General features: G+C 70.5%; 27 protein-coding genes and 1 pseudogene. 16 read left to right on the top strand and 12 right to left on the bottom strand.

Features of this window, described 5'->3' with window-relative positions; genetic code table 11:
* Nucleotides 1-36: 36 nt before the first annotated feature.
* Nucleotides 37-831: an enoyl-CoA hydratase-related protein gene (locus QP939_RS07255; RefSeq protein WP_285455806.1), complete on the bottom strand. Its 795-nt coding sequence runs from the start codon at nt 829-831 to the stop codon at nt 37-39.
* 197 nt (nt 832-1,028) lie between these two features.
* Between QP939_RS07255 and QP939_RS07250 the strand changes: the two genes are divergently transcribed.
* Both QP939_RS07250 and QP939_RS07245 read left to right on the top strand, forming a co-directional pair.
* Nucleotides 1,029-1,196 carry a DUF3117 domain-containing protein gene (locus QP939_RS07250; protein ID WP_013222969.1) on the top strand — a complete coding sequence of 56 codons (168 nt, stop codon included), beginning with the start codon at nt 1,029-1,031 and terminating at the stop codon, nt 1,194-1,196.
* A gap of 90 nt (nt 1,197-1,286) precedes the next feature.
* The gene (locus QP939_RS07245; protein ID WP_285455805.1) at nt 1,287-2,738 is read left to right on the top strand and encodes a leucyl aminopeptidase family protein; all 1,452 of its coding nucleotides are present in this window, start codon (nt 1,287-1,289) and stop codon (nt 2,736-2,738) included.
* Here the strand turns inward: QP939_RS07245 and QP939_RS07240 are convergent.
* Nucleotides 2,663-3,427: an alpha/beta fold hydrolase gene (locus tag QP939_RS07240; RefSeq protein ID WP_285455803.1), complete on the bottom strand. Its 765-nt coding sequence runs from the start codon at nt 3,425-3,427 to the stop codon at nt 2,663-2,665. The two genes, QP939_RS07245 and QP939_RS07240, sit on opposite strands and share 76 nt — an antisense overlap.
* 122 nt (nt 3,428-3,549) lie before the next feature.
* Here QP939_RS07240 and QP939_RS07235 point away from each other — a divergent pair, with 122 nt between their 5' ends.
* Nucleotides 3,550-3,882: a winged helix-turn-helix transcriptional regulator gene (locus QP939_RS07235; protein WP_285455802.1), complete on the top strand. Its 333-nt coding sequence runs from the start codon at nt 3,550-3,552 to the stop codon at nt 3,880-3,882.
* Here the strand turns inward: QP939_RS07235 and QP939_RS07230 are convergent.
* A complete protein-coding gene (locus tag QP939_RS07230) occupies nt 3,879-4,775 on the bottom strand; it encodes a LysR family transcriptional regulator (protein ID WP_285455800.1) in 897 nt (298 codons plus the stop codon). The genes QP939_RS07235 and QP939_RS07230 overlap by 4 nt on opposite strands.
* Before the next feature lie 62 nt (nt 4,776-4,837).
* Here QP939_RS07230 and QP939_RS07225 point away from each other — a divergent pair, with 62 nt between their 5' ends.
* On the top strand, nt 4,838-6,106 hold the full coding sequence (locus QP939_RS07225; protein WP_285455799.1) for an MFS transporter: 1,269 nt from the start codon (nt 4,838-4,840) through the stop codon (nt 6,104-6,106).
* Nucleotides 6,107-6,135: 29 nt separating this feature from the next.
* On the opposite strand, the gene QP939_RS07220 is transcribed toward QP939_RS07225, so the two are convergent.
* Nucleotides 6,136-6,780, bottom strand: a complete 645-nt coding sequence (locus QP939_RS07220) for an O-methyltransferase (RefSeq protein WP_285455798.1) — start codon at nt 6,778-6,780, stop codon at nt 6,136-6,138.
* 188 nt (nt 6,781-6,968) lie between these two features.
* Here QP939_RS07220 and sigE point away from each other — a divergent pair, with 188 nt between their 5' ends.
* The 4 genes from sigE (at nt 6,969) to tatB (ending at nt 10,439) form a co-directional block, all read left to right on the top strand.
* The gene (gene sigE / locus QP939_RS07215) at nt 6,969-7,586 is read left to right on the top strand and encodes an RNA polymerase sigma factor SigE (RefSeq protein WP_285455797.1); all 618 of its coding nucleotides are present in this window, start codon (nt 6,969-6,971) and stop codon (nt 7,584-7,586) included.
* Nucleotides 7,583-8,239, top strand: a complete 657-nt coding sequence (locus tag QP939_RS07210) for an anti-sigma factor family protein (protein ID WP_285455795.1) — start codon at nt 7,583-7,585, stop codon at nt 8,237-8,239. The genes sigE and QP939_RS07210 overlap by 4 nt, the downstream gene beginning before the upstream one ends.
* 184 nt (nt 8,240-8,423) lie before the next feature.
* Entirely contained in the window at nt 8,424-9,938 is a 1,515-nt protein-coding gene (locus tag QP939_RS07205) for a trypsin-like peptidase domain-containing protein (protein WP_285459683.1), read from the top strand.
* Between the two features lie 78 nt (nt 9,939-10,016).
* Entirely contained in the window at nt 10,017-10,439 is a 423-nt protein-coding gene (tatB, locus tag QP939_RS07200; RefSeq protein WP_285455793.1) for a Sec-independent protein translocase protein TatB, read from the top strand.
* 202 nt (nt 10,440-10,641) lie between these two features.
* On the opposite strand, the gene QP939_RS07195 is transcribed toward tatB, so the two are convergent.
* The 4 genes and pseudogenes from QP939_RS07195 to QP939_RS07180 all read right to left on the bottom strand — a co-directional run bounded on the left by QP939_RS07195 (nt 10,642) and on the right by QP939_RS07180 (nt 14,491).
* Nucleotides 10,642-11,787, bottom strand: a complete 1,146-nt coding sequence (locus QP939_RS07195) for an Mrp/NBP35 family ATP-binding protein (protein ID WP_285455791.1) — start codon at nt 11,785-11,787, stop codon at nt 10,642-10,644.
* Nucleotides 11,788-11,797: 10 nt separating this feature from the next.
* Complete coding sequence (locus QP939_RS07190; protein ID WP_285455789.1) at nt 11,798-12,298, bottom strand: DUF1003 domain-containing protein; 501 nt, start codon at nt 12,296-12,298, stop codon at nt 11,798-11,800.
* Nucleotides 12,291-13,568 carry a magnesium transporter MgtE N-terminal domain-containing protein gene (locus QP939_RS07185; RefSeq protein WP_285455788.1) on the bottom strand — a complete coding sequence of 426 codons (1,278 nt, stop codon included), beginning with the start codon at nt 13,566-13,568 and terminating at the stop codon, nt 12,291-12,293. Before QP939_RS07185 ends, QP939_RS07190 begins: the two co-directional genes overlap by 8 nt.
* 10 nt (nt 13,569-13,578) lie before the next feature.
* Nucleotides 13,579-14,491: pseudogene (locus tag QP939_RS07180) on the bottom strand (aminoglycoside phosphotransferase family protein).
* Nucleotides 14,492-14,582: 91 nt separating this feature from the next.
* Between QP939_RS07180 and QP939_RS07175 the strand changes: the two are divergent.
* Complete coding sequence (locus QP939_RS07175; RefSeq protein WP_285455787.1) at nt 14,583-15,446, top strand: slipin family protein; 864 nt, start codon at nt 14,583-14,585, stop codon at nt 15,444-15,446.
* Here QP939_RS07175 and QP939_RS07170 read toward each other — a convergent pair.
* Nucleotides 15,443-16,066: a DUF4190 domain-containing protein gene (locus QP939_RS07170; protein WP_285455786.1), complete on the bottom strand. Its 624-nt coding sequence runs from the start codon at nt 16,064-16,066 to the stop codon at nt 15,443-15,445. The two genes, QP939_RS07175 and QP939_RS07170, sit on opposite strands and share 4 nt — an antisense overlap.
* Before the next feature lie 140 nt (nt 16,067-16,206).
* Here QP939_RS07170 and QP939_RS07165 point away from each other — a divergent pair, with 140 nt between their 5' ends.
* The 6 genes from QP939_RS07165 (at nt 16,207) to QP939_RS07140 (ending at nt 22,971) form a co-directional block, all read left to right on the top strand.
* Entirely contained in the window at nt 16,207-17,403 is a 1,197-nt protein-coding gene (locus tag QP939_RS07165; RefSeq protein WP_285455785.1) for an acyl-CoA dehydrogenase family protein, read from the top strand.
* A 495-nt stretch (nt 17,404-17,898) separates the two neighbouring features.
* Nucleotides 17,899-18,423 carry a YflT domain-containing protein gene (locus tag QP939_RS07160; protein ID WP_285459682.1) on the top strand — a complete coding sequence of 175 codons (525 nt, stop codon included), beginning with the start codon at nt 17,899-17,901 and terminating at the stop codon, nt 18,421-18,423.
* A gap of 243 nt (nt 18,424-18,666) precedes the next feature.
* On the top strand, nt 18,667-19,989 hold the full coding sequence (locus QP939_RS07155) for an ABC transporter substrate-binding protein (RefSeq protein WP_285455784.1): 1,323 nt from the start codon (nt 18,667-18,669) through the stop codon (nt 19,987-19,989).
* On the top strand, nt 19,986-20,948 hold the full coding sequence (locus QP939_RS07150; protein ID WP_285455783.1) for a carbohydrate ABC transporter permease: 963 nt from the start codon (nt 19,986-19,988) through the stop codon (nt 20,946-20,948). Before QP939_RS07155 ends, QP939_RS07150 begins: the two co-directional genes overlap by 4 nt.
* Nucleotides 20,948-21,787 carry a carbohydrate ABC transporter permease gene (locus QP939_RS07145; RefSeq protein WP_285455782.1) on the top strand — a complete coding sequence of 280 codons (840 nt, stop codon included), beginning with the start codon at nt 20,948-20,950 and terminating at the stop codon, nt 21,785-21,787. The genes QP939_RS07150 and QP939_RS07145 overlap by 1 nt, the downstream gene beginning before the upstream one ends.
* A gap of 2 nt (nt 21,788-21,789) precedes the next feature.
* The gene (locus QP939_RS07140; protein ID WP_285455781.1) at nt 21,790-22,971 is read left to right on the top strand and encodes an ABC transporter ATP-binding protein; all 1,182 of its coding nucleotides are present in this window, start codon (nt 21,790-21,792) and stop codon (nt 22,969-22,971) included.
* Between the two features lie 51 nt (nt 22,972-23,022).
* Here the strand turns inward: QP939_RS07140 and QP939_RS07135 are convergent, their stop codons facing one another.
* On the bottom strand, nt 23,023-23,910 hold the full coding sequence (locus QP939_RS07135) for a hypothetical protein (protein WP_285455780.1): 888 nt from the start codon (nt 23,908-23,910) through the stop codon (nt 23,023-23,025).
* A 248-nt stretch (nt 23,911-24,158) separates the two neighbouring features.
* On the opposite strand from QP939_RS07135, the gene QP939_RS07130 reads away from it, so the two are divergent.
* Nucleotides 24,159-24,353 (top strand): PspC domain-containing protein, encoded by a 195-nt coding sequence (locus tag QP939_RS07130; RefSeq protein WP_285455778.1) that lies wholly within the window; start codon nt 24,159-24,161, stop codon nt 24,351-24,353.
* Here QP939_RS07130 and QP939_RS07125 read toward each other — a convergent pair.
* Together QP939_RS07125 and QP939_RS07120 are read right to left on the bottom strand one after the other, a co-directional pair.
* The gene (locus tag QP939_RS07125) at nt 24,337-24,522 is read right to left on the bottom strand and encodes a DUF397 domain-containing protein (protein ID WP_285455776.1); all 186 of its coding nucleotides are present in this window, start codon (nt 24,520-24,522) and stop codon (nt 24,337-24,339) included. The genes QP939_RS07130 and QP939_RS07125 overlap by 17 nt on opposite strands.
* A gap of 8 nt (nt 24,523-24,530) precedes the next feature.
* Nucleotides 24,531-25,367 (bottom strand): helix-turn-helix domain-containing protein, encoded by an 837-nt coding sequence (locus QP939_RS07120; protein WP_285455775.1) that lies wholly within the window; start codon nt 25,365-25,367, stop codon nt 24,531-24,533.
* Nucleotides 25,368-25,443: the final 76 nt, after the last annotated feature.

The raw sequence follows: 25,443 nt of genomic DNA, 5'->3' as shown, positions 1-25,443 counted from the left end.
TTCCTCGCATCAGATGCCAGGAAAGTCCCCTTCAGCTCACTTGCCCTGGAAGTCCGGCTTGCGCTTGCTGACGAACGCCTCCACCGCTTCGGTGTGGTCGGCGGTCGCGCCGAGCGCGGTCTGGGCGGCGTCCTCGGCCTCGAGGGCCTCGTCGAACGTCGACTGGGCGGCCAGGTTCAGCACGCTCTTGATCTTCGCGTAGGCCACCGTCGGCCCGGCCGCGAGCTTCGCCGCGACCTTCTGGGCGCGCGCGGGCAGCTCCTCGTCCGGCACGACCTCGCCGACCAGGCCGAGCCGAAGTGCCTCGGCGGCGTCGACGTTGCGGGCCAGCAGCATCAGCTCCGCGGCCCGGCCGTAGCCGACCAGCCGCTGCAGCGTCCACGACGCGCCCGAGTCCGGGCCGAGCCCGACGTTGGCGAAGGCCATCAGGAACGACGACGACTCGGCCGCGATCCGCAGGTCGCTGGCGTAGGCGAAGGCGGCCCCGGCACCGGCGGCGGTGCCGTTGATCGCGGCGATCACCGGCTTCGGCATCTCCACGATCGCCTTGACGATCGGGTTGTAGTGCTCCTTCACCGTCTGTAGCGGAGCGGGGTCACCCGCCTGCAGCAGCCCCACGTGCTCCTTCAGGTCCTGGCCGGCGCAGAACGCCTTGCCCGAACCGGTCAGCACGACCGCGCGGACGGCTTCGTCCTCCGCCGCCCCGCGCAGGCCCGCGAGCAGTGCTTCCTTGAGCTCGACGGTCAGCGAGTTGTACGCCTGCGGCCGGTTGAGGGTGAGGGTGCGCACCCCGTCGGCGTCGGCGGTCACCAGGACGTCGGATGTGGTCACGTCTTCTCCTTGCGCGGAAACATCGGTCGTCCGACAGTCTTTCATTCCGTGCGAGCCGCATACCAGCACCGATACGACGGCAAAAGATCGGTCCGCTGATGCGCCCGGCCGCTGATGAGGGACAATGGACACCAGACCCGGCTGGCTTTCACGCGAGCGCGACCCGGGCGCGCCGGTTGAGACGGAGGGAGCACGCTATGGCGGCCATGAAGCCCCGGACCGGAGATGGTCCCCTCGAAGTGACTAAGGAGGGGCGGGGCCTCGTGATGCGCGTACCGCTCGAGGGCGGTGGGCGACTCGTCGTCGAACTCTCCGCGGAGGAAGCGAAGGACCTCGGCGCCGCACTGGCGGAGGTCACCGGCTGACCCAGCCCTCCCGAACCGTCCTTCCGTCGCACCCCGGTCTCCCTTCGGAGGCCGGGGTCGCGGTTCCTCTGCGCCCGAAGGTTGCTCACTGTGCGTAATCCGCTACCCCCCGTTCCGACGAACCTGCTCGACATCGAGGTCGCGGACTCCCTGCGTCGCGGCGTCCCGACGGCTCGGCTCGTGGCCGCTCCCGACAACGATGACGTCGAGCCGCTGGAGATCGAGGGCGTCCGGATCACGGGCAAGGCGGGCGACGTCCAGACGGTGCCCGGTGACGGCCCCCGCTGGGTCGCCGGCCTCGGCGAGGGCGAGCCGAAGGGCTACCGCAAGACGGGCGCGGCGCTGGCCCGCGCGATCAACGCGTCGCTGGCCGAAGACGTCGACAACGGCGGCAAGGCGTTCCGCGCGGTGCAGCTGGAGCTGCCCGAGGAAGCGTCCGGCGAGCACGTCACCGACCTGACGCTGGGCCTGCTGCTCGGCGGCTACCGGTACCAGGTCTCCGGCGACGACCCGAAGCCGTCGGTGCGGACCGTGCGGCTGGTGTCGGCGGACCCGGCGGTGCCCGCGCTGGTCGAGCGCGCCACGGCGCTGGCCGCGGCGACGGCGCTGACCCGCGACCTCGCGAACACGCCGTCCAACGTGAAGACCCCGGCCTGGCTCGCGGACACCGCGGCCCGCGTGGCCGGCCCGCGCGTCGAGGTGACGGTGCGGGACGAGAAGTGGCTCACCACGCAGGGGTTCGGCGGCGTGCTGGCGGTCGGCGGCGGCTCCGACCGGCCGCCGCGGCTGATCGAGCTGGCCTACCGGCCGTCGGGGGCTTCCCGGCACCTGCTGCTGGTCGGCAAGGGCATCACGTTCGACACGGGCGGCCTGTCGATCAAGCCGGCCGACGGCATGCACCTGATGCGCACGGACATGGCGGGCGGCGCGGCGGTGATCGCGGCGGTCCGCGCGATCGCGGCGCTGGGGCTGCCGATCCGCGTGACGGCCCTGGTCCCGGCGGCGGAGAACCACGTGTCGGGCTCGGCGTACCGGCCCGGCGACATCGTCCGCCACTACGGCGGCAAGACGACCGAGGTCGCGAACACCGACGCGGAAGGCCGCATGGTGATGGCCGACGCGCTGGTGTACGGGATCAAGCGGTTCAGCCCGGACTACGTCGTCGACGCGGCGACGCTGACCGGCGCGATGAAGGTGTCCCTCGGCCTGCGCACGGGCGGGCTGTTCGCTTCGGACGACGCCCTGGCGGCTCTGGTCGCCGAAGCGGGTGCCCGCGTGGGCGAGGCGTGGTGGCGGATGCCGCTGGTGGAGGACTACGCGGAGAACGTGCGCGGCGAGTTCGGTGACGTCCGCCAGACGCCGGCGGGGCCGGGCGGCATCACGGCGGCGCTGTTCTTGCGCGAGTTCACGGCGGGGCTGCCGTGGGCGCACCTGGACATCGCGGGCCCGGCGCGGTCGGAGAAGAACTACGACGACGTCGTCCCGGGCGCGACGGGGTTCGCGGCCCGGACGCTGGTGGAGCTGGCGGCCTCACTGGCCTGAGCCGCCTCGACGAGCAGTCCGGCCAGTTCGGCGGGCATGGTGATCATGCAGTCGTGGCCGGTCGGCAGCTCGCGCAGGCGCGCGGTCGCCGGAACGGGCCGACGCGTGATGCCTTCCGGCCGCCCGGCGACGCAGTGGATGTGCGTCTGCGGGATCGCGCGCACTGCCGGGTTGTCCAGGTGCACGGGCTGCCGGAGGCAGTTCACGGGCTGGTCCGAAAGCATCGACCGCAGCCAGGCGACGTCCTCGGGATCGGTGACGCCGAACAGGCCGAGCGGCGGCGGCAGTTCCGGCAGCGGCGGGACTCGCCAGCCGTCGACGGCGTCGTCGATGAGCTGCTTGGTGAAGGGCAGGACGTCCACCGCGGTTTCGCCGTCTTCGGGGACCATCGCGTCGAGGTAGACGAGGTGCGCGATCCGGTCCGGGAGCCGGTTGGCCACCGACGAGATGACCAGCCCCGCGTAGCTGTGGCCGACGAGCACGACGTCGTCGAGCGTCTCGGCCAGGCGCGCGACGTCGTCGACGTGCGTGTCGAGCCCGACGTCGGGGCTCAGCAGGTGCGCCTTCTCGCCGTAGCCGGTCAGGGACGGCGCGAACACCCGGTGCCCCGCCGATTCGAGCAACGGGACCACCCGGTCCCAGCACCGCCCGCTGTGCCAAGCGCCGTGTACCAGCAGAAACGTCGACATACCCACTCCGGTTCCTATCAGTGCCTCGGTACCATTCGGTAACCATCGTGATCGACTTGACCCGGACCAGGCAATAAGGCACTTTCTGGTGCCCCGGTTCTCTGGAGGTGACCGTGCAGGACGTGTGCCGGACCCGAGCGGTGCTCGACATCGTCGGGGACAAGTGGGCGCTGCTGGTGGTCCGCATGCTCAAGGACGGGCCGCTGCGCTTCACCGAGCTCAAGCGAGCGGTCGACGGGATCAGCCAGCGCATGCTCACGGTGACCCTGCGCGACTTGGAACGCGACGGCCTCTTGACGCGCACGGTCCACGCGGTGATGCCCCCGCATGTGAGCTACGAGCTGACCCCGATGGGCCGCACGCTGCGCGAGGCGGCGGCGCCGTTGCTGGAGTGGAGCGTCCGGCACATGCCGCAGATCGACGCGGCCCGGGCGGCGTACGACGAGCGCGGCTAGGAGCGCGTCGCCAGGACGTGCGCGCGGAAGCCGGTGACCGCGGGCGTCATCGGCTCGTCCGCGCGCCAAGCGAGCCCGATGGTCCGGTACGGCGTCGGCGACAGCGGCACTTCGGCGACCCCCGCGGGCGTCCCCGGCCCGAACCGCGGCAGCAGGGCGACGCCCAGCCCGGCCGCCACGAGGCCGCGCACCGTGTCCGACTCCTGGCCCTCGAACGCGATCCGCGGTGTGAAGCCCGCCGCCGCGCACAGCTCGTCCGTGAGTGTCCGGACGCCGTAACCCTGCTCCAGCAGCACGAACTCCTCCTCGGCCAGCTCCGCCACGCGCACCGACTCCCGGCCCGCGAGGTGGTGGCCCGCCGGGACCGACAGCAGGATCTCCTCCTGGACCAGGCCCGCCGACTCCAGCGACGACACCGCGGGCAGCGGCGCCAGCAACGCGAGGTCCAGCTCGCCGCCGACGAGCCGGTCGATCATCTCCTGCCGCGAGCCCTGGACCAGCGTGAACCGCACGCCCGGGTGCCGCGCCCGGTGCCCGGCCAGCAACGACGGCACCAGCGACCTCCCGAGCAGGTGCAGGAACCCGAGCACGACGTGCCCCGACTCCGGTGCGACCTCTTCGCGGGCCAGCCGGACGCCGGTTTCGACGGCCGCCAGGCCCCGCTCGGCCGCCTCGGCCAGCAGCTCCGCCGCGCGGGTGAGCCGGATGCCGCGGCCGTCGGGCACTGTCAGCGGTGCTCCCAGCGCGTCGGCCAGCGCCGCCAGCCGTCGGCTGACCGTCGGCTGCGGGACGCCCAGCAGCTCCGCCGTGCGTGTGACGTTCCTCGTCTCCCGCAGGGCGGCGAGCAGGGGGAGGTGCGATGCCACCTGCGCGGACAGCGAGTCATACTTCATCACATCGATCGTCGCATATGAACGCATTAGACGTATTGGTTAGGCCTGCTTACTTTCGAACGGTGACCTCCACCCGCCGCGTCAAAGCCGCGGTCGCCGCCGCCGGGATCTCCTCGTTCGCCCTGCTCTACGCTCCGCAGCCGGTGCTGCCGCAGCTCGCCGCGCAGTACCACCTGGATCCGGGCGGCGCGGCGCTCGCCGTGAGCGTCGCGACCGGTGCGCTCGCCATCGCCGTCCTGCCGATCGCCGCCCTGTCCGAGGTGATCGGCCGTCGTCCGGTGATCCTCACGTCGGTGATCGCGTCGGTCGTCTTCGGCCTGCTCCTGCCGCTGATGCCGACGTATCCCGCGTTGCTGGTGTTGCGTGCCCTGCAGGGGGTCGCGATCGCGGGGTTCCCCGGGGTGGCGGCCGCGTATCTGGCCGAGCGACTGGGCCGGGCGGGAGTCGCGGCCGCGGTCGGGGCGATGATCGCGGGCAACACCGTCGGCGGCATGCTCGGGCGGCTGGCCAGCGGGTTCACCGCCGGCCAGCTCGGCTGGCGGGGTGCCCTGTTCGTCGTCGCCGGGGTCGGTGCGGTGTGCTCGGCCATCACCGTCGTGACGCTGCCGCCGGGCTCGCGGCCTCGCGGGGACGCCCAGCTGCGCGCGGTCGCCCGCGGGCTGCTCACCGCGGTGAGCCGTCCGGTGCTGCTGGCCCAGTACGCCGTCGCGCTGCTGGCGATGGGCTCCTTCGTCGCGCTCTACAACGCCGCCGGGTTCCGCCTGACCGGCGACCCGCTGAACCTGTCCCCGGCGATCGCGTCACTGGTCTTCCTGGCGTACGCGACGGGTTCGGTGTCGTCGGCCGCGGCCGGGCGGCTGGTGGCGCGCGTCGGACGTCGGCGGGCGTTGATCGGCTCGCTGCTGCTGACCGCCGCCGGTGCCGCCCTGACGCTGCCGAACTCGTTGCCGCTGGTCATCGCCGGTTTCTTGGTCCTGACCTGCGCGTTCTTCGCGGCCCACGCGGTCGCGAACGGCTGGGCCGCGGCGGACGCCCCGGAGGACGCGCGCGGCCAGGTCGGCGGCACCTACACCGCGACGTACTACCTGGGCAGCAGCGTCGGCGGCGCGGCCGGCGCGTGGGTCTACGGGCACGAGGGCTGGCCGTGGCTGATCGCGCTGGTCGCGGTGTGGCTCGTGCTGGCGGCAGCCGCCGTCGGGGCGGGGACGCGGGGTCGGGCCGGGCGTCCGGAGGCTGCGCGGGTCCCCGTGGGGCCGGGTCTCGAGCGCGGTCCTGAAGGGTCCTTTCCTCGCGTCACATGCGAGGAAAGGACCCTTCAGCGCCGCAGATGAGACGAACGTCCCCTTCAGCGCGCCCGGGCTCAGATCGCGGCGCCGACCAGCAGCCCGCCGCCCACCGGCAGCAGCGCCGGGACGATCCGGTCGTCCTCGCGGAAGGCCCGCGCCACCTCGCGCAGCGCCAGCGTCTCCGGATCCCGGTGAGCCGGGTCGATCACGCGCCCGCCCGCCAGGACGTTGTGGAAGGCGATGATCCCGCCCCGCCGCAGCAGGGACACGCCCAGCTCGTAGCACCCGGGGTACTCGATGTGCGCGGAGTCGACGAACACCAGGTCGTAGCCGCCCGGCGTGAGCCGCTGGAGCACGTCGAGCGCGCGCCCGATGATCAACCGCGTCCGGCCGGGCGCGTACCCGGCCTCGCGGAACGTCACCCGCGCCGCACGCTGGTACTCCGGCTCGACGTCGATCGACGTCAGCACGCCGTCCGGCGCCATCCCGCGCAGCAGGCTCAGCCCGCTGACCCCGGCACCCGTCCCGACCTCGACCACGGCCTTCGCGCACAGCGTCGCGGCCAGGAACCGCAGGGTCGCGCCCGCACCCGCGCTCAGCGGGGTGCAGCCCAGGTCGGCGGCCCGCGCCCGGGCCGCGGACAGCACCTCGTCGTCGGGCAGGTACCCGTCGACGAACCCGGAATCGGCCGGTGCGGCCGCAGGGGTGGGCGTGTTCACGCACGGAGGTTAGCGTTGGTTGTCGATAAATCCGTGCAGGCTCCCTGGTAAGCACCGCGGGAGATGTTCTCAGCCTGCTCTCAGTCCAGTCTCACTAGAACCATAAGGAAGCCGGACAGACTCGATCCCGAACACGGGAACACCGTGCCGACGACCCGCGTTGGGTGGAGCAGACAGGAGAAACGCAGATGGAGGTGCCTGCTCCCGCGATGCAGACCGTTGCCGAAACCGACGTCGACGCGGCTCAGCCCGTGTCCCTGGACGAGGCGGCCTGGACGCCGCCGTCCTGGGACGAGGTCGTCCGCGAACACGGCGACCGGGTCTACCGGCTCGCCTACCGCCTGACCGGCAACACCCACGACGCCGAGGACCTGACGCAGGAGACCTTCATCCGGGTCTTCCGCTCGCTCGCGTCCTACAAGCCCGGCACCTTCGAGGGCTGGCTGCACCGGATCACCACCAACTTGTTCCTGGACATGGCCCGCCGCCGCTCGCGCGTGCGGATGGAAGGCCTGCCGGACGACACCGACCGCATCGTGGGCGACGACCCGAGCCCCGAGCAGGTCTACTCGGACACGCACCTGGACCCGGACCTGCAGGCGGCGCTCGACGAGCTGCCCCCGGAGTTCCGCGCCGCCGTGGTGCTGTGCGACGTCGAAGGACTTTCGTACGAGGAGATCGGCGCGACGCTCGGTGTCAAGCTCGGCACCGTCCGCAGCCGGATCCACCGCGGGCGCCAGGCACTGCGCGCTTCGCTCGAGCGCCGGCGCGCTCACGCACCGGAGTCTGCGAAGGTGTCGGTATGACCGCACCGCGAGGCTGGGGACTCCCCGAGTCGCACTTGCTGCCGGAGGTCGTGGTGGCCTTCGTGGACGGCGAGCTTTCCCACGGCGCCCGTGACCGCGCGGCGTCGCACATCACGCGCTGCCAGGCGTGCGCCGCCGAGGTGCGCGCCCAGCGGCAGACCGTCGAGGCGATCCGCCGTGCGGGCGCCCCGTCGATGTCGGCCGGGTTCCTGGCGAGCCTGCAGTCGATCCCGCAGCACACCGAGCTGCCGAGCGCCCCGGACAACCTGGCGATCACGGCCGACGGCCAGCTGGTCGCGATCCAGCGCCCCGACCGCGTGGCCGGGCTGCGCGACACGGGCGTCCTGGGCGGCGTGTCCCCGCTGGGCTCGTCGGCCCCGCTCGGCCAGTCGGCGAACGTCCTCGGCGGCGGCCGGTTCAAGCGCCGCGCCGCGCAAGGCGCGGGCGTCGTCGTGTCCGGCCTGGTGCTGAGCGCGCTGGCGTTGGTCGGGACGTCCGCGGACAGCGGTGACGCCAACCCGGAGACGGGCGGCGGCGCACCGCAGCAGGCGAACCTGCTGCCCGCCCAGATGGCGGTCCCGCAGCAGCAACGACCGGCCCCCGCGCCGACGTCGACACCGGTGAGCACCCCGGCGCCGGTCGGCATCCGCTGAGTCTTCGTTCCAGGAAGGCCGTCACGAGTCGTGGCGGCCTTCCGTTTCGACGTCCGGATTGCTGTCCCGTGCGAAGTTCCGGCCTGGCAAGAAACAGCCATTTCACCGGGTGACCGGCAGACTCGAAGCACCGGGCTTGGGTATCGTCACGCCCAGCCACCTGATCTTCTGCACCGGGGAATGGATGACCGAGCCGAACGTGAATCCCGAGCAGCCCGGCGCGCGCGAAGCCGACCGGCTGGGTCCGCGGCCGCTCGCGCGGCCCGCCGTCGATCCGGCGCAGGCCGCCGTGTTCGGGCGGCCGCAGGGCGTCGACGGGGCGTTCGACCAGCTCTACACCCCGCAGCGGACCAACGGCGTCAGCCTCGCCCCGCCCGCGCCCGAGTCGCTCGCCGAAGCCTTCCGGCGGCCGCCGGGGGCCGAAGGCGTGCTGCTCGAACGGCCTCGCGAAGCCACCGGTGAACCGCCGGAAGCCGACCCGCCGCTGTGGAACAGCACCGCCGACCCGTGGCGCGATCCGGGTGCCGGTGCGGTGCTCGCCGGGCCCGCGGTGCCCGCCGAAGACGAGGAAAAGCCCGCGAAACGGCCGCCCGGCGCGCTGCTCAGCCTGCCCGAGGTGCTGTTCGGACGCCGCGTGCAGCCGAAGGCGCTGGCGCTGCTCGGCGTCGTCGCGCTGCTCGTCGGGGCGGCCGGCGGCCTGGTCGGCTGGTGGGTCGCCGACACCGGCACCGAGCTCACCGGCTCCGCCACGATCTCCGAGGCCGAAGCGGCCAAGGAGCGGCCCGCCGGCTCCGTCGCCGACATCGCCAAGCGCGTCGCACCGGCCGTCGTCTCGCTCGAGGTGTTCAAGCCCGGCGCCGAATCCGGCGAGCAGGGCTCCGGCGTGATGATCGACCCGCAGGGCTACATCCTCACCAACGAGCACGTCATCGCCTCCGCGGCGGCCGACCCGGGCGTCAAGGTGACGGCGATCTTCGTCGACGGCACCCGCACCGAGGCCAAGCTCGTCGGCGCGGACCAGAAGACCGACCTGGCCGTGGTGAAGGTGAACGTCACCAACCCGACGGTGCTGCAGATCGGCAAGTCCGCGGATCTGCAGGTCGGCGACACGGTGATGGCGATCGGCTCGCCGCTGGCGCTGCAGAACTCGGTGACGGCGGGGATCGTCAGCGCGTTGAACCGCCCGATCACCGCGGGCGGCGACAACGGGGCGGCGCCCGTGACGTACGAGGCCATCCAGACCGACGCGGCGATCAACCACGGCAACTCGGGCGGCGCGCTCGTCGACGCGACCGGCGCGCTGGTCGGGATCAACTCGTCGATCCGCTCGTCCAGCGCGGACGGCGGCAGCATCGGCATCGGCTTCGCCATCCCCAGCGACTACGCGATCAAGATCGCGAAAGCGCTGATCAAGGACGGCAAGGTCCAGCACGCGGACATCGGCATCAACGCGTCCTCGACGGTGGCGGGTTCCTCGACGATGGGCGCGCAGGTGAAGAACGTGGCGCCCGGCGGCCCGGCGGCGAACGCGGGCATCAAGGAGGGCGACGTCATCACGAAGATCGGCAACCGCCTGGTCCGCGACTCCGCGGAGCTGACGGTGGCGGTCCGCGCGCACGACGTCGGCGAAGTGGTCCCGGTGTCCCTGGCCCGCGACGGCGCGAGCTTCGTCGTGGACGTAACCCTGGCTTCCGACTGAGTTCCCGCGTTCGGCCTGCCGGAGCGCGGCCGCGGGCGGGTACCCTGGGCGGGTAGGTTCTTCTTCGGAGGTTGACTGGTGTTCGACAGCGTCGGATGGGGCGAAATCCTCGTCCTCATCATCGCCGGTCTCTTCATCCTCGGCCCGGAACGGCTGCCCGAGGCGGCGTCGTGGCTCGCGAAGAGCGTGAAGAAGGTCCGCGACTTCGCGACGGGCGCGCGCGAGCAGCTCCGTGAGGAGATGGGCCCGGAGTTCGACCAGCTGCGCAAGCCGCTGGAGGACTTGCGAGGTCTGCGCAATTTCGACCCGAAGCGAGTGGTGACGCAGCACCTGTTCGACGGCGACGCGGACCCACTGGGGCTCAAGGGCATCACGAACGGCAGCAGCACACCGACCAACGGGACGAACGGCTCGAACGGCTACACGGTGGGCCAGACGCAGTCCGCGCCGGAGCCCCTGAAGCCGGGCGAGCGCCCGCCGATCGACCCGGACGCCACGTAGCCCCAGTTCTCAAGCGCCCCAAGGCGGCCTTGGTTGCGTCTGACGCACCGAAGGCCGCCTTGGTTGCGTCTGACGCACCGAAGGCCACATTGGGGCGCTTGGCACTGGCGGCCCGCCGGGTGTCTTGAATGAGTCATTCAGGGCGTCGGAGGTCCTGAATGACTCATTCAAGACTTTTGCGGGCCGCCTGGGGCGCTGGGGACTAACGGCCCGCCGGGGTCACGTTCAGCATCATCCCCGCCAGGCCGCGGGCCTTCACCGTCAGCTTCTTCGCCGCTTCCTTCAGCACCAGCGACGCCGGGGCCTCCGGCTCGGTCAGCACCAGCGGCTCGCCGGCGTCGCCCTGGGAAACCATCCGCGGGTCCATCGGCACCTGACCCAGCAGCGGCACCTCGGACCCGATCGACTTGGTCAGCGAGTCCGCCACCGTCTGGCCGCCGCCGGAGCCGAACAGCTCCAGGCGGGATCCGTCGGCCTGCTCCAGCCACGACATGTTCTCGATTACCCCCGCCACGCGCTGACGCGTCTGCAGCGCGATCGCGCCGGCGCGCTCGGCCACCTCGGCCGCCGCCTGCTGCGGGGTCGTCACCACCAGGATCTCCGCGTTCGGGATCAGCTGGGCCACCGAAATGGCGATGTCGCCCGTGCCCGGCGGGAGGTCCAGCAGCAGGATGTCCAGGTCGCCCCAGAACACGTCCGCCAGGAACTGCTGCAACGCCCGGTGCAGCATCGGCCCGCGCCACACCACCGGCGTGTTGCCCGGGGTGAACATGCCGATCGAGATCACCTTCACGCCGTGGGACTGCGGCGGCATGATCATCGTGTCGACCTTGGTCGGCTTCTCGCGCGCGCCCAGCATGCGGGGGATCGAGTGGCCGTAGATGTCCGCGTCCACCACGCCGACCGACAGCCCGCGCGCGGCCATCGCCGCCGCCAGGTTGACCGTCACCGACGACTTGCCCACGCCACCCTTGCCCGACGCCACGCAGTACACCCGCGTCATCGAGCCCGGCTGCGCGAACGGGATCACCGGCTCCGCGGCGTCCCCGCGCAGGGACTTCCGCAGCTCCGAGCGCTGCTCGTCGCTCATCACGTCCAGCTCGACGCGCACGTCCACGACGCCGGGCAGCTTCGAAACCGCCTCGCGGGTGTCATTGGTCAGCGTCGCCTTCAGGGGACAGCCCGCCACCGTCAGGTAGATGCCGACCGTGACGACGCCGTCGTCGGCGACGGCGACGTCCTTGACCATCCCCAGGTCCGTGATGGGTTTCCGGATCTCGGGATCTTGCACGCTCTTCAGCGCGCTGCGGACGTCCTCGACGCTGGGGAGCTGCTGAGTGCTGGTCACCCCGTCCATGTTACGAGCCGGTAGGAGTGCGCGGCTTCCTGGGCTTGACGTCCAGGTCCTCGCGCAGCCGGTCCAGCTCGCTGCGCAGGTAGTCGCGCGTCGCCACCTCACCGATCGCCAGCCGCAGCGCCGCCAGCTCCCTGGCCAGGTATTCCGTGTCCGCTTTCGTCTGGGCCGCCCGGTTGCGGTCCTCCTCCAGGGAGACGCGGTCGCGGTCGTCCTGGCGGTTCTGCGCCAGCAGGATCAACGGCGCCGCGTACGCCGCCTGGGTCGAAAAAGCCAGGTTGAGCAGGATGAACGGATACGGGTCCCACTGCAGCGACACCGCCGTGATGTTCAGCACGATCCACACGATGACGATCAGCGTCTGCCAGAACAGGTACTTCCCGGTGCCGAGGAACCGCGCCAGCCGCTCGGACAACCGCCCGAAGGTGTCCGGGTCGATGTTCAGCTTGAACCGGGCTTGGCTGCGGGGCTGGTCGAGCCGCCGTCCCGAAGTCAGCTCAGGCACGGTCTTCCTCCAAGGTGTCGTGCAGCCCGGTTTCGCGCCAGTCCTCCGGCAGCAGGTGGTCGAGGACGTCGTCGACGGTCACCGCGCCGATCAGGTGGTCGTCGGTGTCGACGACCGGCCCGCAGGTCAGGTTGTACGCCGCGAAGTAGCGCGTCACCTCGGCCAGCGACGCGCCCGGCTGCAGCGGCGGCAGCCCGGTGTCGACGGCGCTGGCGACCAGCTCCGCGGGCGGCTCGCGCAGCAGCCGCTGGAAGTGCACCACGCCGACGTAGCGCCCGGTCGGCGTCGCCGTCGGCGGGCGGCACACGAACACCATGCTGGCCAACGCCGGCGGCAGCTCGGCGTTGCGGATGTGGGCCAGCGCCTCGGCGATCGTCGTGTCCGGGGTCAGCACCACCGGCTCCGGCGTCATCAGGCCGCCCGCGGTGTCCGACGAGTACTCCAGCAGCCGCCGGACCGGCGCCGACTCCTCGGGCTCCATCAGCTCCAGCAGGCGGCTCTGCTCGGCCGGGGCCAGCTCGGCCAGCAGGTCGGCGGCGTCGTCGGGGTTCATCGCCTCGAGGACGTCGGCCGCGCGCTCCTCGGCCAGGTAGGCCAGCAGCTCCTTCTGGTCGTCGTCCGGGAGCTCTTCGATGACGTCGGCGAGGCGCTCGTCGTCCATCGCGTCGGCGACCTCGTGGCGCCGCTTGAGCGGCAGGTCGCGGACCGTCGCGGCGATGTCGGCCGGGCGCATCGTGTCGAACAGCATGAGCAGCTGGCCCGCGCCCTGCGGCTGGGCGCCGAGGTCGGCCAGGCCCAGCCCGGCGACGTCCGACCAGGGCAGCACCTGCATCGTCGCGCGACGGCGGCCCAGCCCGAGCCGCCGCTCGCGGATGGCGAGCTTGGCCAGCACCCAGTCGCGGGTGCGGGTCGGCTCCATCCCGGCGTCGACGACGGTGATCCGCGTGCCGGACCCGGCGAGCGTCGCGTGCGCGTCGAGCAGCTGGCCGAGCACCAGGACCTCGTTGGGGCGCTGGTTGAACTGGCGCATGTTGACCGAACCGGTGGCGAGCGTGACGGCGGTGGGCTCGATCGAGGTGACCCGCAGCATCGGCACGAACACCCGCCGCCGGGTCGTCAGCTCGACGACCAGGCCGAGGATCCGCGGTGGCTGCGCGTCCAGGCGCAGCCCGGCGACCAGGTCACGGACCCGGCCGATGGACTCGCCGTCCGGGCCGAACACCGGCAACCCGGACAGCTGAGCTGCGAAAACCCTGTTGACCGCGGCCATGCCGCTGACACTATCGGCTGGCCGCCCACGGAGCGATTTCCGCCACTGTGACGAAGGCCGGGTCGTCGCTTTCTTCGCCGGGTTCGAGGTGTTCTTCGATCATCCAGAGCCAGTTCTGCACGGCCCGCACGAGCGTCCAGCCGCGGGCGCGGGCGGCGTCCAGCTCCTGCGAGGCGACGATCATCCGAAACCGTTCGTCCAGTGTGGACTCGGTGAAGCGGTTCCAGAACAACGGGATGACGCCCCACTCGAGGTCGCCGGAAAGGGGCTTGGGGTCGATGACCAGCCACGGCTCGCGCGTGCCGGCCAGGACGTTCTCGAAGTGCAGGTCCTCGTTCACCAGCAGCTCATCCGCCGACGGCCCGAGCTTCGCGGCAGATCGCGACGGCGTCGTCGACCAGCCGCCGCTCGAACGGCTCGCCCAGCTCCGCCCACCGCCGGGGCAGCTCCTCGACCAGCTCCTCGGCTTCGACACGCAGGTGCCGCGCCAGCGACGGCGGTGCGGGGACGGCCAGGCGCCGCGCCAGCTCGCCGATGAGCGGCACGGCGGACCGCAGCGGGAGGTCGTCGAGGGTGCGGCTCGCGTCCAGCCGCTCCAGGAGCAGGACGCCGTCCTCGGGCGCGGACTCCAGCAGCAGCACCGCACCTCGACCGTTCCATGTGGACAGTGCGAGCGGCTCGTCGGCGGACTCTTCGTCCCGCCAGCCCAGTTTCAGCACCACCGGGGTGCCGTCGGCCCGGCGCGCGGGCTGCACGACGCCGACGTAGCCGTGCATCGCCGCGCCCTCGAACGTCAGTCCCCACTTCCGCGCGTAGGCGGCGGCCAGTTCCGGCAGCGCCGCGAGCCACGGGACGGCTTCCGGGCCGAGGACCCGCGGGGCCCGCGCGGCGAACAGCGGCGGGACGGCAAGATCGTGCACCACCCCAGCCTGGCAGCCGCGTCCAGCGCTTTTCGCGCTGGTCCGCACGGGCGTACGCTGGGATTTCAGGGGAAATCGAGCCCCGGGAGCAGCCATGGTGGTGGAGATTCTCAGCGCCGTCGTCGTCGCGGGTGGTGCCTGGCTCGCGTCCAGCGTGCGCGTCGTGAAGCAGTACGAACGCGGTCTGGTCTACCGGTTCGGCCGGGTGCGGCCGCGGGTCGCGGAACCCGGCCTGATGGTGCTGGTGCCGTTCGCGGACCGGCTCCAGAAGGTCAACATGCAGATCGTGACCATGCCGGTGCCCGCTCAGGACGGCATCACCAGGGACAACGTCACGGTCCGGGTGGACGCGGTCGTCTACTTCAAGGTGATCGACCCGGTCGTCGCGGCGGTCAACGTGCAGGACTACCGGTCGGCGGTCGGCCAGGTCGCGCAGACGTCGCTGCGTTCGATCATCGGCAAGAGCGACCTTGACGACCTGCTCTCCAACCGCGAGCGCCTCAACGAGGGCCTGGAGCTGATGATCGACAGCCCGGCGCTGGACTGGGGCATCCACATCGACCGCGTCGAGATCAAGGACGTCGCACTGCCGGAGGCGATGAAGCGCTCGATGTCGCGGCAGGCCGAGGCGGAGCGGGAACGGCGCGCGCGCGTCATCTCCGCCGACGGTGAGCTGCAGGCGTCGCACAAGCTCGCGCAAGCCGCGGCGACGATGGCCGACACCCCGTCGGCGCTGCAGCTGCGGCTGCTCGAAACCGTCGTGCAGGTGTCGTCGGAGAAGAACTCGACGCTCGTCCTGCCGTTCCCGGTGGAGCTGCTGCGGTTCCTCGACGCGCAGACGCCGAAGCCCGTAGCCGAGGCCGCGCCGGAGGTCAAGGAGGCGAATCCGGAGGTGAACGGCCACGCGACGCCGTCGCCGCGCAGCCCCGGCGACGCCGTGCTGCCGACGGCGGACTAGTTGTCGAGGTAGCCGTTCGCGCCCAGGATGATCAGCGTGGTGAAGAACCCGACCCACAGCGCAACGACGACGTAGCCGACGATCACGGCGGCCGTGGCCATCCCGCGGCCGCCCGCCTCGCCGCGGTTGGTCTTGCTCAGCGCGATGTGACCCATGATCAGCCCGGCGACCGCGGTGATGCCGGAGCAGAAGCCGAGGATCGAGCAGACCAGCGCGCCGATGGCGAGGGAGTTGTCCTGCTTCGGCGGTGACGCGTACGGCGCCGTGTACGGGCGGCCGTACGGGTACGCCTGCTGGTAGCCGGGCTGCTGCAGGTAGGCCGACGCCGGGTGAACCGGCTCACCCGGCGTCGCGAACGGCGTGCCCGGGATGTGCGCCGCGGGGGTCTCGAACGCACCCGGCGGCAGCTGCCCCGGCGCGGCCGGGGTCTCCGCGACCGTGGTGTCCGCGCTCGCGGTGTCGGCGGCTGTCGTGTCCGCGACCGTGGTGTCCGGCTCGGCCGTGGCGGGCGGGTCGTAGTTCTCCGGCGTGTACGGCGCGGGATCCGCGGTCGGCGGCGGGTCGTACGACACGGTCGGATCGGCGGCCGGGCGGTCTTTGTCCCCGGACGGGTCGGTCATGGCTTTCTCCCCTCCGCGCCGCACTTTACGGTGCGGATCACCGGCAGCGTGAGCGCCCTCATAGCAGGGTCGCCGGAATGGGGTCATACTCACCGGTAACCCAGCGCCGGGAGCCGGCGTCGAACGGAAAGGGAGCCGTGATGGCCCGTCTCGCCCAGACCGCCGGCCTGACCGACGTGCAGCAGGAGATCCTGTCGACGGTCCGCTCGTTCGTGGACAAGGAGGTCATCCCGCACGCGCAGGAGCTCGAGCACGCCGACACCTACCCCGCCGACATCGTCGAGGGCATGAAGGAGATGGGCCTGTTCGGGATCACCATCCCGGAGGAGTACGGCGGGCTCGGCGAGTCGCTGCTGACCTACGCGCTGGTCGTCGAGGAGATCGCGCGGGGCTGGATGAGCGTGTCCGGCGTGATCAACACCCACTTCATCGTGGCGCACATGATCTCCCGCCACGGCACGGAGGCGCAGAAGCAGCACTTCCTGCCCCGGATGGCGACGGGCGAGGTGCGCGGCTCGTTCTCGATGTCGGAGCCGGACCTGGGGTCGGACGTCGCGGCGATCAAGACCCGCGCGAAGCGGGACGGCGACGGCTACGTCATCGACGGCTCCAAGATGTGGCTGACGAACGGCGGTTCGTCGAACCTGATCGCGCTGCTGGTTCGCACCGACGAAGGTGCCGAAAAGGCCCACCAGAACCTGACGACGTTCCTCGTCGAGAAGCCGGAGGGCTTCGGCGAGGTGGCACCGGGCCTGACGATCCCGGGAAAGATCGACAAGATGGGCTACAAGGGCGTCGACACGACCGAGGCGGTCTTCGACGGCTACCGCATCGGCGCGGACAAGGTGCTCGGCGAGGCACCGGGCAAGGGCTTCGCGTACATGATGGACGGTGTCGAGGTCGGCCGGGTGAACGTCGCGGCCCGGGCGTGCGGCATCGCGATCCGGGCGTTCGAGCTGGCGGTGGAGTACGCCCAGCAGCGCAAGACGTTCGGCAAGGCGATCGCGGAGCACCAGGCGGTGGCGTTCAAGCTGGCCGAGATGGCGACGAAGGTCGAGGCGGCGCACCTGATGATGGTGAACGCGGCCCGCTTGAAGGACTCGGGCGAGCGCAACGACGTCGAGGCGGGAATGGCGAAGCTGATCGCATCGGAGTACTGCGCAGAGGTGACACAGGACGCGTTCCGCATCCACGGAGGCTACGGGTACTCGAAGGAGTACGAGATCGAGCGCCTGATGAGGGAGGCGCCGTTCCTGCTGATCGGCGAGGGCACGAGCGAGATCCAGAAGACGATCATCAGCCGAGGCCTCCTGCGCGAGTACAAGACGAGGGGCTGAGCCGACAGGCTTGAAAAAGAGCTGGGTGGTCATCCCGTCGCCTGAGGCCGTCAAATCACTTTGAGCCAGGCCCGCAACTACCTCTTCAACGCGACTTAGCTACGGAGGCTTGCGGGCCTGGCTCAAAGTGATAGGCCTCAATCAGGCGACGGGATGACCACCCAGCGACCCCGGGGAGAGGTGCCGAGACTACGAGGCCCCGGCCATCCCGGAGCCTGCCCGTCCGGCGAGGACATTCTTTTGATCTTTGAACCTGCGTCATCGAAAAAGATGGCGGGCCCGACATCCCCCACTCCGCCCGCCGCCCCGACCCCGGCCAGACCCGCGTCTTGAATGAGTCATTCAGGACCTCCGAAGACCTGAATGACTCATTCACGACCCGCGGGCCCCGGCGGGGGGTCGTGGTGAACCGCGCCCGGCCTTTCGGGGTAAGCGGCTCGCACCGTCCGGGCGTTCTTGACAAGATGGACGCCCAGACCCACGAGTGCGCAGGTGATGATGGTGAGTAGTCCCTTCGGTGGGGGCCGGGCGCCCCAAGGTCTGCCTCGGCTGCCGACCCCGCCGACCGGCTGGCCGATCGGGTCCTATGCGACCTACGGCGAAGCGCAGCAGGCCGTCGACTTCCTCGCGGACAGCGAGTTCTCCGTCTCCGACGTCACCATCGTCGGGGTCGACCTGATGCTCGTCGAACGCGTCATCGGGAAGCTCAGCTGGGGGCGCGTGCTCGGCACCGGGGCCGTCTCCGGGGCCTGGTTCGGCCTCTTCGCCGGGCTGCTGCTCGGGCTGTTCGTCAACCAGGGCTTCGCGCTGCAGCTGCTGACCGGGCTCGTGCTCGGCGTGCTGTCCGGGCTGATGTTCGCCGCCATCGGGTACAGCATGTCGCGGGGGCGGCGGGACTTCTCCTCGGCTAGCCAGCTCGTCGCCGGCCGGTACGACGTCCTGTGCCAGCCGCGCTCGGCCGAACAGGGCCGGGAACTGCTCGCGAAGCTCGCTTTGAAGCCACCCCCTGCCACCCCCTGAAAACCCGACCACTACCAGGGAAAAATCACGATTCGACGCGCGGTGGGCTGAATCGTTACCGATACTGCTTGCGGGGTGTGATCGCCCGGCATAAGTTGTCCGACACCAGTCGGGCGGCCTCGCCCAACCAGCGCGGCGGCCCGAGCACTAGCACGTCGGGGTGCTGGCGCGGTTTCGCCTCATCGCGTCGTGGTGCCCTCCGGGCGCCATGGCATCCGGCGTGCACGCGGGTGAGGAGGCCTTATGGGGAAGAGGATCGGCGCGGGCAAACGGGGACGCTCGCCCGGCCGCACCGCAGTCCTGCTGGGGGCAGGGGCTTTGGTGACCGGCATGCTGGCCGGTTGCGGTTCGGGTGGCGGCCTGAAGATCAACGTCTACTACGCGCCCGAAGACAGCTTTCAGAAAGTCGTCGACAACTGCAACAAGGCGGCGAACGGCCGCTACGAAATCGTCTACAACAAACTGCAGCGCGGCGCGGACGACCAGCGCCTGCAGATGGCCCGGCGGCTCGCCGCGGGAGACACGGCGATGGACGTCCTCGGCCTCGACGTGACCTGGGTTTCGGAGTTCGCCGAAGCCGGCTGGGTCGAGGAGTGGAAGGACCAGAACAAGGCCGAGGCGACGCAGGGCGTCCTGCAGGGGCCGCTGGAAACGGCGACCTACAACGGGAAGCTCTACGCGGCCACGAAGAACACGAACGTCCAGCTCCTCTGGTACGACGACCGCATCACGCCCACGCCGCCGAAGACGTGGGACGAGATGATCGCCAAGTCCAAGGAGCTCAAGGCGCAGGGCAAGCCCTACAGCATCGTGTTCACCGGCGCGCAGTACGAAGGCCTCGTCGTCTTCTACAACACGCTGGTGGAGTCGATGGGCGGGCACATCCTGTCCGACGACGGCAAATCCGTGGTCCTCGACGACGGCGCGGTCAAGGCGCTGGCCCTGCTGAAGCAGATCGCTTCGTCGGGCATCACCGACCCGTCGCTGACCAACTCGAAGGAGGACGACGTCCGCCAGACGTTCCAGCGCGGTGACGCCGCGTTCGAGCTGAACTGGCCGTTCGTCTACGCCTCCTACGCCAAGGAGAAGCCGCAGGACGTCTCGCACTTCAAGTGGGCCGTCTACCCGGAGGCGAAGCCGGGCACGCCGGCGAAGACCACGATCGGCGGGTACGACCTCGCCGTCAGCTCGCTGTCGGAGCACAAGCCCGAGGCGTTCGAGGCGGCGCTGTGCCTGCGCAACGCGGAGAACCAGAAGTTCTCGGCGATCAACGACGGCGTGCCGCCGACCATCGAATCGGTCTACCACAACGACACGCCGCTCGACCCGTCGAAGCCCGCGAGCGCCGACAACCCGAACATGGCGCTCAAGTACCCGATGCGTGACTCGATCATCGACGCGATCAAGGACGCCGCGGTGCGGCCGCTGACCCCGGCCTACCAGAACATGTCGACGGTGATGTCGAAGGTACTCTCGCCGCCGGCCGACATCGATCCGCAGGCCACCGCGGACAAGCTGCGCGAGCAGCTCAACGACGCGCTCCAGTCGAAGGGAGTGATCCCGTGACCGTCCAGGACTCGACCCCGGCCGGGGCCACCGTCGCCGAAACGACGACACCGGCCAAGAAGGGCAAACCCGCCCTCTCCGAGGGCAAGAAGGCCGAGCGGCGGCTCGGGTTGTGGCTGTGCGCGCCCGCGTTCCTCGTGATGGTCGCGGTCACCGGCTACCCGATCGTCTACTCGATCTGGCTGTCGCTGCAGCGGTACGACCTGCGCTTCCCGGCGCAGCAGCAGTTCGTCGGCTTCGACAACTACGGCGCCGTGCTGTCCAATTCGTACTGGTGGACGGCGTTCGGCACCACGATGTTCCTGACCGTGGTGTCGGTGGCGATCGAGTTCGTCCTCGGCATGGCGCTGGCGCTGGTCATGCACCGGACGCTCGTCGGCCGCGGGCTGGTGCGCACGGTCGCGCTGATCCCGTACGGCATCGTCACGGTCGTCGCGGCATTCTCGTGGTACTACGCCTGGACGCCGAAGACCGGCTACCTGGCGAACTGGCTGGCCGCGGACGCCGCACCGCTGACCGAGCAGTGGCCGTCGATGTTCATCATCATCGGCGCCGAGGTGTGGAAGACGACGCCGTTCATGGCGCTGCTGCTGATGGCGGGTCTGGCCCTGGTGCCGGACGACCTGCTCAAGGCCGCGGCGATGGACGGCGCGAGCGCGTGGCAGCGGTTCACGAAGGTGATGCTGCCGGTGATGAAGCCGGCGATCCTGGTGGCGCTGCTGTTCCGCACGCTCGACGCGTTCCGCATCTTCGACAACATCTACGTGCTCACCGGCGGCGCGCAGGACACCGGTTCGGTGTCCATGCAGACCTACGACAACCTGGTCAAGGGGCTCAACCTCGGGATCGGGTCGACGATGGCGGTGCTCATCTTCATCACCGTGGCCATCATCGCGTTCATCTTCATCAAGGTGTTCGGCACGGCCGCACCGGGCTCGGACAACGGGGGTAAGCGCTGATGGTGATGGGAACCGTCACGACGGGCCGCAAAGTTCGCTGGGGCCTGGTCGACATCCTCGTGCTGGTGTTCGCGCTGGTGCCGGTGCTCTGGGTGGTTTCGCTGTCGTTCAAGACCAAGGACACGCTGACCGACGGGTACTTCATCCCGCAGTCGTGGACCTGGCAGAACTACGCGGACATCTTCCAGACGTCGGAGTTCCTGCTGGCGCTGGTGAACTCGATCGGCATCGCGGTCATCTCGACGGTGATCGCGGTGGTGCTGGGCACGATGGCCGCGTACGCGATCGCGCGGCTGGACTTCCCCGGCAAGCAGCTGCTGGTCGGGCTCTCGCTGCTGATCGCGATGTTCCCGCAGGTGTCGCTGGTGACGCCGCTGTTCAACATCGAGCGGAACCTGGCGCTGTTCGACACGTGGCCGGGGCTGATCCTGCCCTACATCACGTTCGCGCTGCCGCTGTCGATCTACACGCTGTCGGCGTTCTTCCGGGAGATCCCGTGGGAGCTGGAAAAGGCGGCGAAGATGGACGGCGCGACGCCGGCGCAGGCGTTCCGGCGGGTGATCGCGCCGCTGGCCGCGCCGGGCGTGTTCACCACGGCGATCCTGGTGTTCATCTTCTGCTGGAACGACTTCCTGTTCGCCATCTCGCTGACGTCGACCACGGCGTCGCGCACGGTGCCGGCGGCGCTGTCGTTCTTCACCGGGTCCTCGCAGTTCGAGGACCCGACCGGGCAGGTGAGCGCGGCCGCGGTCGTGATCACCATCCCGATCATTGTGTTCGTGTTGTTCTTCCAGCGTCGCATCGTGGCGGGGCTGACCTCCGGTGCGGTGAAGGGGTAGTCATGGCAGAAATCGTCCTCGACAAGGTGTCGAAGAAGTACCCCGACGGCGCGCTCGCGGTGTCCGAAGTGGACATCACCATCGCCGACGGCGAGTTCATCATCCTCGTGGGCCCGTCCGGCTGCGGGAAGTCGACGACGCTGAACATGGTGGCGGGCCTGGAGGACATCTCCTCGGGCGAGCTGCGCATCGACGGCCAGCGCGTCAACGAGAAGGCCCCGAAGGACCGCGACATCGCGATGGTGTTCCAGTCCTACGCGCTGTACCCGCACATGAGCGTCCGCGAGAACATGGCCTTCCCGCTGCGGCTGGCCAAAGTGGACGACAAGACGGTGCGGGCCAAGGTGGAGGAGGCCGCGAAGATCCTCGACCTCACGGCGCACCTGGACCGCAAGCCGGCCAACCTCTCCGGTGGCCAGCGCCAGCGCGTCGCGATGGGCCGGGCGATCGTCCGCAGCCCGAAGGCGTTCCTGATGGACGAGCCGCTGTCCAACCTGGACGCCAAGCTGCGCGGCCAGATGCGGACGTCGGTGTCGAAGATCCAGAAGCAGCTCGGCACCACGACGCTGTACGTGACGCACGACCAGACCGAGGCCATGACGCTGGGCGACCGGGTCGTGGTGCTGCGGGCCGGGTACGTGCAGCAGATCGGCTCGCCGCAGTTCCTCTACGACAACCCGGCGAACCTGTTCGTGGCCGGGTTCATCGGCTCGCCGTCGATGAACTTCGTCCCGGCGACGCTGGAGAACAACGAGCTGCGCAGCGCCCTCGGCACGACGCCGCTGACGGACCGCGTCCGCCAGCTGGTGGAGAAGGCGAACGCGCCCCGCGACGTGATCGTCGGCATCCGGCCGGAGCACTTCGAGGACGCGGCGCTGGTCGAGGCGGGCCAGAAGGCGGGCGGGGCGACGTTCACCGCGCACATCGACGTCCTCGAGTCGATGGGCTCGGAGAAGTTCGCCCACTTCACGGTGGAGGGCGAGGTCGCCACCGCCGAGGAGCTGGCCGAGCTGGCGGCCGACAGCGGGTCGGCCGACGTCCCGGGCGCGGAGTCCCAGATCGTCGCGCGGTTGTCGGCGGAGTCGTCGGCGACGGAGAACGCCGACCTCGAGGTCTGGTACGACGCGGACAAGATCAAGCTGTTCGACCCGTCCAACGGCAAGAACCTCACCTACGAGGACTAGCCGGTCGTGAGTGTTTAGGGCGGTTCTAACCGCCCTAAACACTCACGACGGCTACGCGCGGGGGAGGCGGGGGAAGAGCGAGGATGCTGCTGTTCGGGCCAGGGCGCACGTGCCGTCGCCCGCTGTGCCCGCTGTTTCCACCACGCTGATTTCCGCCAGCTCGCGGCGGCCCGCCGCCTGCTGGGTCGTGTCGACCAGGCAGAACGCGCCCGCGGTCCGGACTCGGGCCTCGCGGCCGCCGAGCTGCTCGGCCGGGCCCGTCGGGGTCGCGGTTTCCACCGTCAGCTTCAAGCTCACCTTGCCGCGGATGCAGCTGTGCCCGGACAGCTCGGTCGTCGGCTGGGCGCCGGCGCCCGCGACGGCGTCGAGGTCGTGGCTGTCGAGCAGCGCGCACGGCGCGACCCAGCCCCACGAGCGGTCGGGGAACACCAGCCTGCCGACCTTGTTCGCGGTGACGGCCGCGAGTGCCGAGCCGACGGCCGCGTCCGCGACACCGCACCGCGCGCCCTGGTCACCACCGTTGTCGGACACCGACAGGTCGAGCCGGTTCCCGTCGGCGAAGGTGATCGCCCGGGTGCACGCGCTGTGGTCGTTGAACATCGACTGCTGGACGGCGACACCGTCGGGCACCGGCCCGGGGTAGGCGTACGGCTTGATGTTCGGGTCGGCGTCGAAGGCCAGCGGCCCGATCCGGATGGTCCGCGCGCCAAGCGTCGCCTGGCAGGAGTCGAACGTCGGGACGGCGACCGCGCCGGGCGCCACCTCCGGCACGTTCAGCAGGCTGCAGAGGTCGACGGTGCCGAAGTCCCCGAGCGCGGCGGACGCCGTCAGCGGCGAGGGCCCGGACTGGTCGGGTGCCGCCTGCGTCGTCGTCGCGCACGCCGCGGTGAGCAGGGCGCAGAAGATCGCGACGGCCAAGCGGATCAGACGCGGGTACACGGGGTGCAAGTATCACCACATCCCGCCGAAAAACCAGCCCTGACGGGGACATCTCTCAATTTCCCGTGGCGACGTCCGGTAGAGCCGCAGGTCACCGGGGGTCCCGAAGTTTCCGAAAGAATTTCGGGATTCTCGGGGGCGAAGGTCCCCTAGGGGCGGAATCCGTCCGGCGAGCGATGCGGAAGTGGGTACTCCGGTGGTGAAGTGGAGATATCGAGCTTCTTGAACAGTGGAGAAAGGGCAAGATGATGAGCACACCGGTCACCCGACGGCTGTCCCGCCCGCGCCACGGCCGCATGATCGGCGGTGTGTGCGCGGGGCTGGCGCAGCGGTTCGGCATGAAGCCCAACACCGTGCGGCTGCTGGCCGTGCTGTCCTGCCTGTTGCCCGGGCCGCAGTTCGTGGCCTACATCGTGCTGTGGGCGGTCATGCCGTCCGAGTGACGGTGGTGAGGAAGCCGCGCCAGGCGGCGGAGTCGACGGTGAAGGAGGGGCCGCCGGGGTCTTTGGAGTCCCGGACGGCCACGGCGGGGGAGACGAACGCCACCTCGACGCACGCGGTGTTTTCGCCGCCGCTGTAGCTGCTCTTCCGCCACTCGGGGTTCAGGCTCACGGTTCACCTCATGCGCTCAGCAGGTCGGCGAGCTGCAGAACGAGATCGCGTGACTCGCCCTCGCCGAGCGCCATCTTACTGAGGCTGGCGAATTTCTTGGCGAGAGCGGCGACCGCGGAAGGCTTCACCAGCTGCAGGTTGCCGCCCGCGTGGTCCACGTAGCCGAGATCGCCGATGGTGTCCGGCGGAAACCGCAGCACGCTGAACGGCCCGCGCAGCCCCTCGTAGGCGCCCGCGATCGCCGGAGCGATCTGGAAGGTCACGTTCGGCAGCTCGGAGATCTCCGCCAGGTGCAGCAGCTGGGCGATCAGCACGTGCGGCTTCGCGATCCGCCGGGTCAGCGCGCTCTCGTCCACGATCGCGTGCACCGTGATCTGGTTCTCGCTGCGAAGCCGCTCGCAGCGGCGCATCCGCACGTGGAGCTGGTGGTTGCGCTGGCGGGTGCCGAGATCGGCGAAGAGCGCGCTCGCGTATTCCTCGGTCTGCAGGAGGCCCGGCACGAACGCCAGCTCGAAGTTGCGGACCGAGACCGCCTCCGCCTCGAGCGCCGGGTAGCTGTTGACCGACACCCCCTCGATCCGGTTCTGGTTGGGCCGCTTGGCTTCCCGCGCGATGTCGACCAGCCGCACGAGGTCGTCCTCAGGCACGTGGTACAGCTCGGCCATCGCGCGGGCGTGCAGGGGGTGGATGGCGCCCTGCCCCTTCTCCAGCCGGGACAGCGTGCTCTTCGACATGTCGAGGTCGCCGCCCGCTTGCTCCAGCGTCAGGCCCGCCTTCTCCCGCCAGGCCTTGAGCTCTCGCCCGAGCTGCAACCGCCTGATCGCCGGAACGCTGTAATACGCCAACCCGCGCACCTCCCCGTCACCATGATCGCGCGGGGTGCAGTGTCCGGGCGGGAGGCCGTCGCCGGGATCCCGCGCC

The organism is Amycolatopsis nalaikhensis (genome assembly GCF_030264295.1).
Taxonomy (GTDB): domain Bacteria; phylum Actinomycetota; class Actinomycetes; order Mycobacteriales; family Pseudonocardiaceae; genus Amycolatopsis; species Amycolatopsis nalaikhensis.
This window is presented reverse-complemented; position numbering and strand designations above follow the sequence as displayed.

Excerpts from the sequence above, each read along its gene's own strand:
- QP939_RS07250 (WP_013222969.1), top strand. The coding sequence starts at position 1,029 with ATGGCGGCCATGAAGCCCCGGACCGGAGATGGTCCCCTCGAAGTGACT.
- QP939_RS07240 (WP_285455803.1), bottom strand. The coding sequence starts at position 3,427 with ATGTCGACGTTTCTGCTGGTACACGGCGCTTGGCACAGCGGGCGGTGC.
- QP939_RS07230 (WP_285455800.1), bottom strand. The coding sequence starts at position 4,775 with ATGAAGTATGACTCGCTGTCCGCGCAGGTGGCATCGCACCTCCCCCTG.
- sigE (WP_285455797.1), top strand. The coding sequence starts at position 6,969 with ATGGAGGTGCCTGCTCCCGCGATGCAGACCGTTGCCGAAACCGACGTC.
- QP939_RS07210 (WP_285455795.1), top strand. The coding sequence starts at position 7,583 with ATGACCGCACCGCGAGGCTGGGGACTCCCCGAGTCGCACTTGCTGCCG.
- QP939_RS07205 (WP_285459683.1), top strand. The coding sequence starts at position 8,424 with ATGACCGAGCCGAACGTGAATCCCGAGCAGCCCGGCGCGCGCGAAGCC.
- QP939_RS07185 (WP_285455788.1), bottom strand. The coding sequence starts at position 13,568 with ATGGCCGCGGTCAACAGGGTTTTCGCAGCTCAGCTGTCCGGGTTGCCG.
- QP939_RS07175 (WP_285455787.1), top strand. The coding sequence starts at position 14,583 with ATGGTGGTGGAGATTCTCAGCGCCGTCGTCGTCGCGGGTGGTGCCTGG.
- QP939_RS07170 (WP_285455786.1), bottom strand. The coding sequence starts at position 16,066 with ATGACCGACCCGTCCGGGGACAAAGACCGCCCGGCCGCCGATCCGACC.
- QP939_RS07165 (WP_285455785.1), top strand. The coding sequence starts at position 16,207 with ATGGCCCGTCTCGCCCAGACCGCCGGCCTGACCGACGTGCAGCAGGAG.
- QP939_RS07160 (WP_285459682.1), top strand. The coding sequence starts at position 17,899 with ATGATGGTGAGTAGTCCCTTCGGTGGGGGCCGGGCGCCCCAAGGTCTG.
- QP939_RS07155 (WP_285455784.1), top strand. The coding sequence starts at position 18,667 with ATGGGGAAGAGGATCGGCGCGGGCAAACGGGGACGCTCGCCCGGCCGC.
- QP939_RS07145 (WP_285455782.1), top strand. The coding sequence starts at position 20,948 with ATGGTGATGGGAACCGTCACGACGGGCCGCAAAGTTCGCTGGGGCCTG.
- QP939_RS07140 (WP_285455781.1), top strand. The coding sequence starts at position 21,790 with ATGGCAGAAATCGTCCTCGACAAGGTGTCGAAGAAGTACCCCGACGGC.
- QP939_RS07130 (WP_285455778.1), top strand. The coding sequence starts at position 24,159 with ATGAGCACACCGGTCACCCGACGGCTGTCCCGCCCGCGCCACGGCCGC.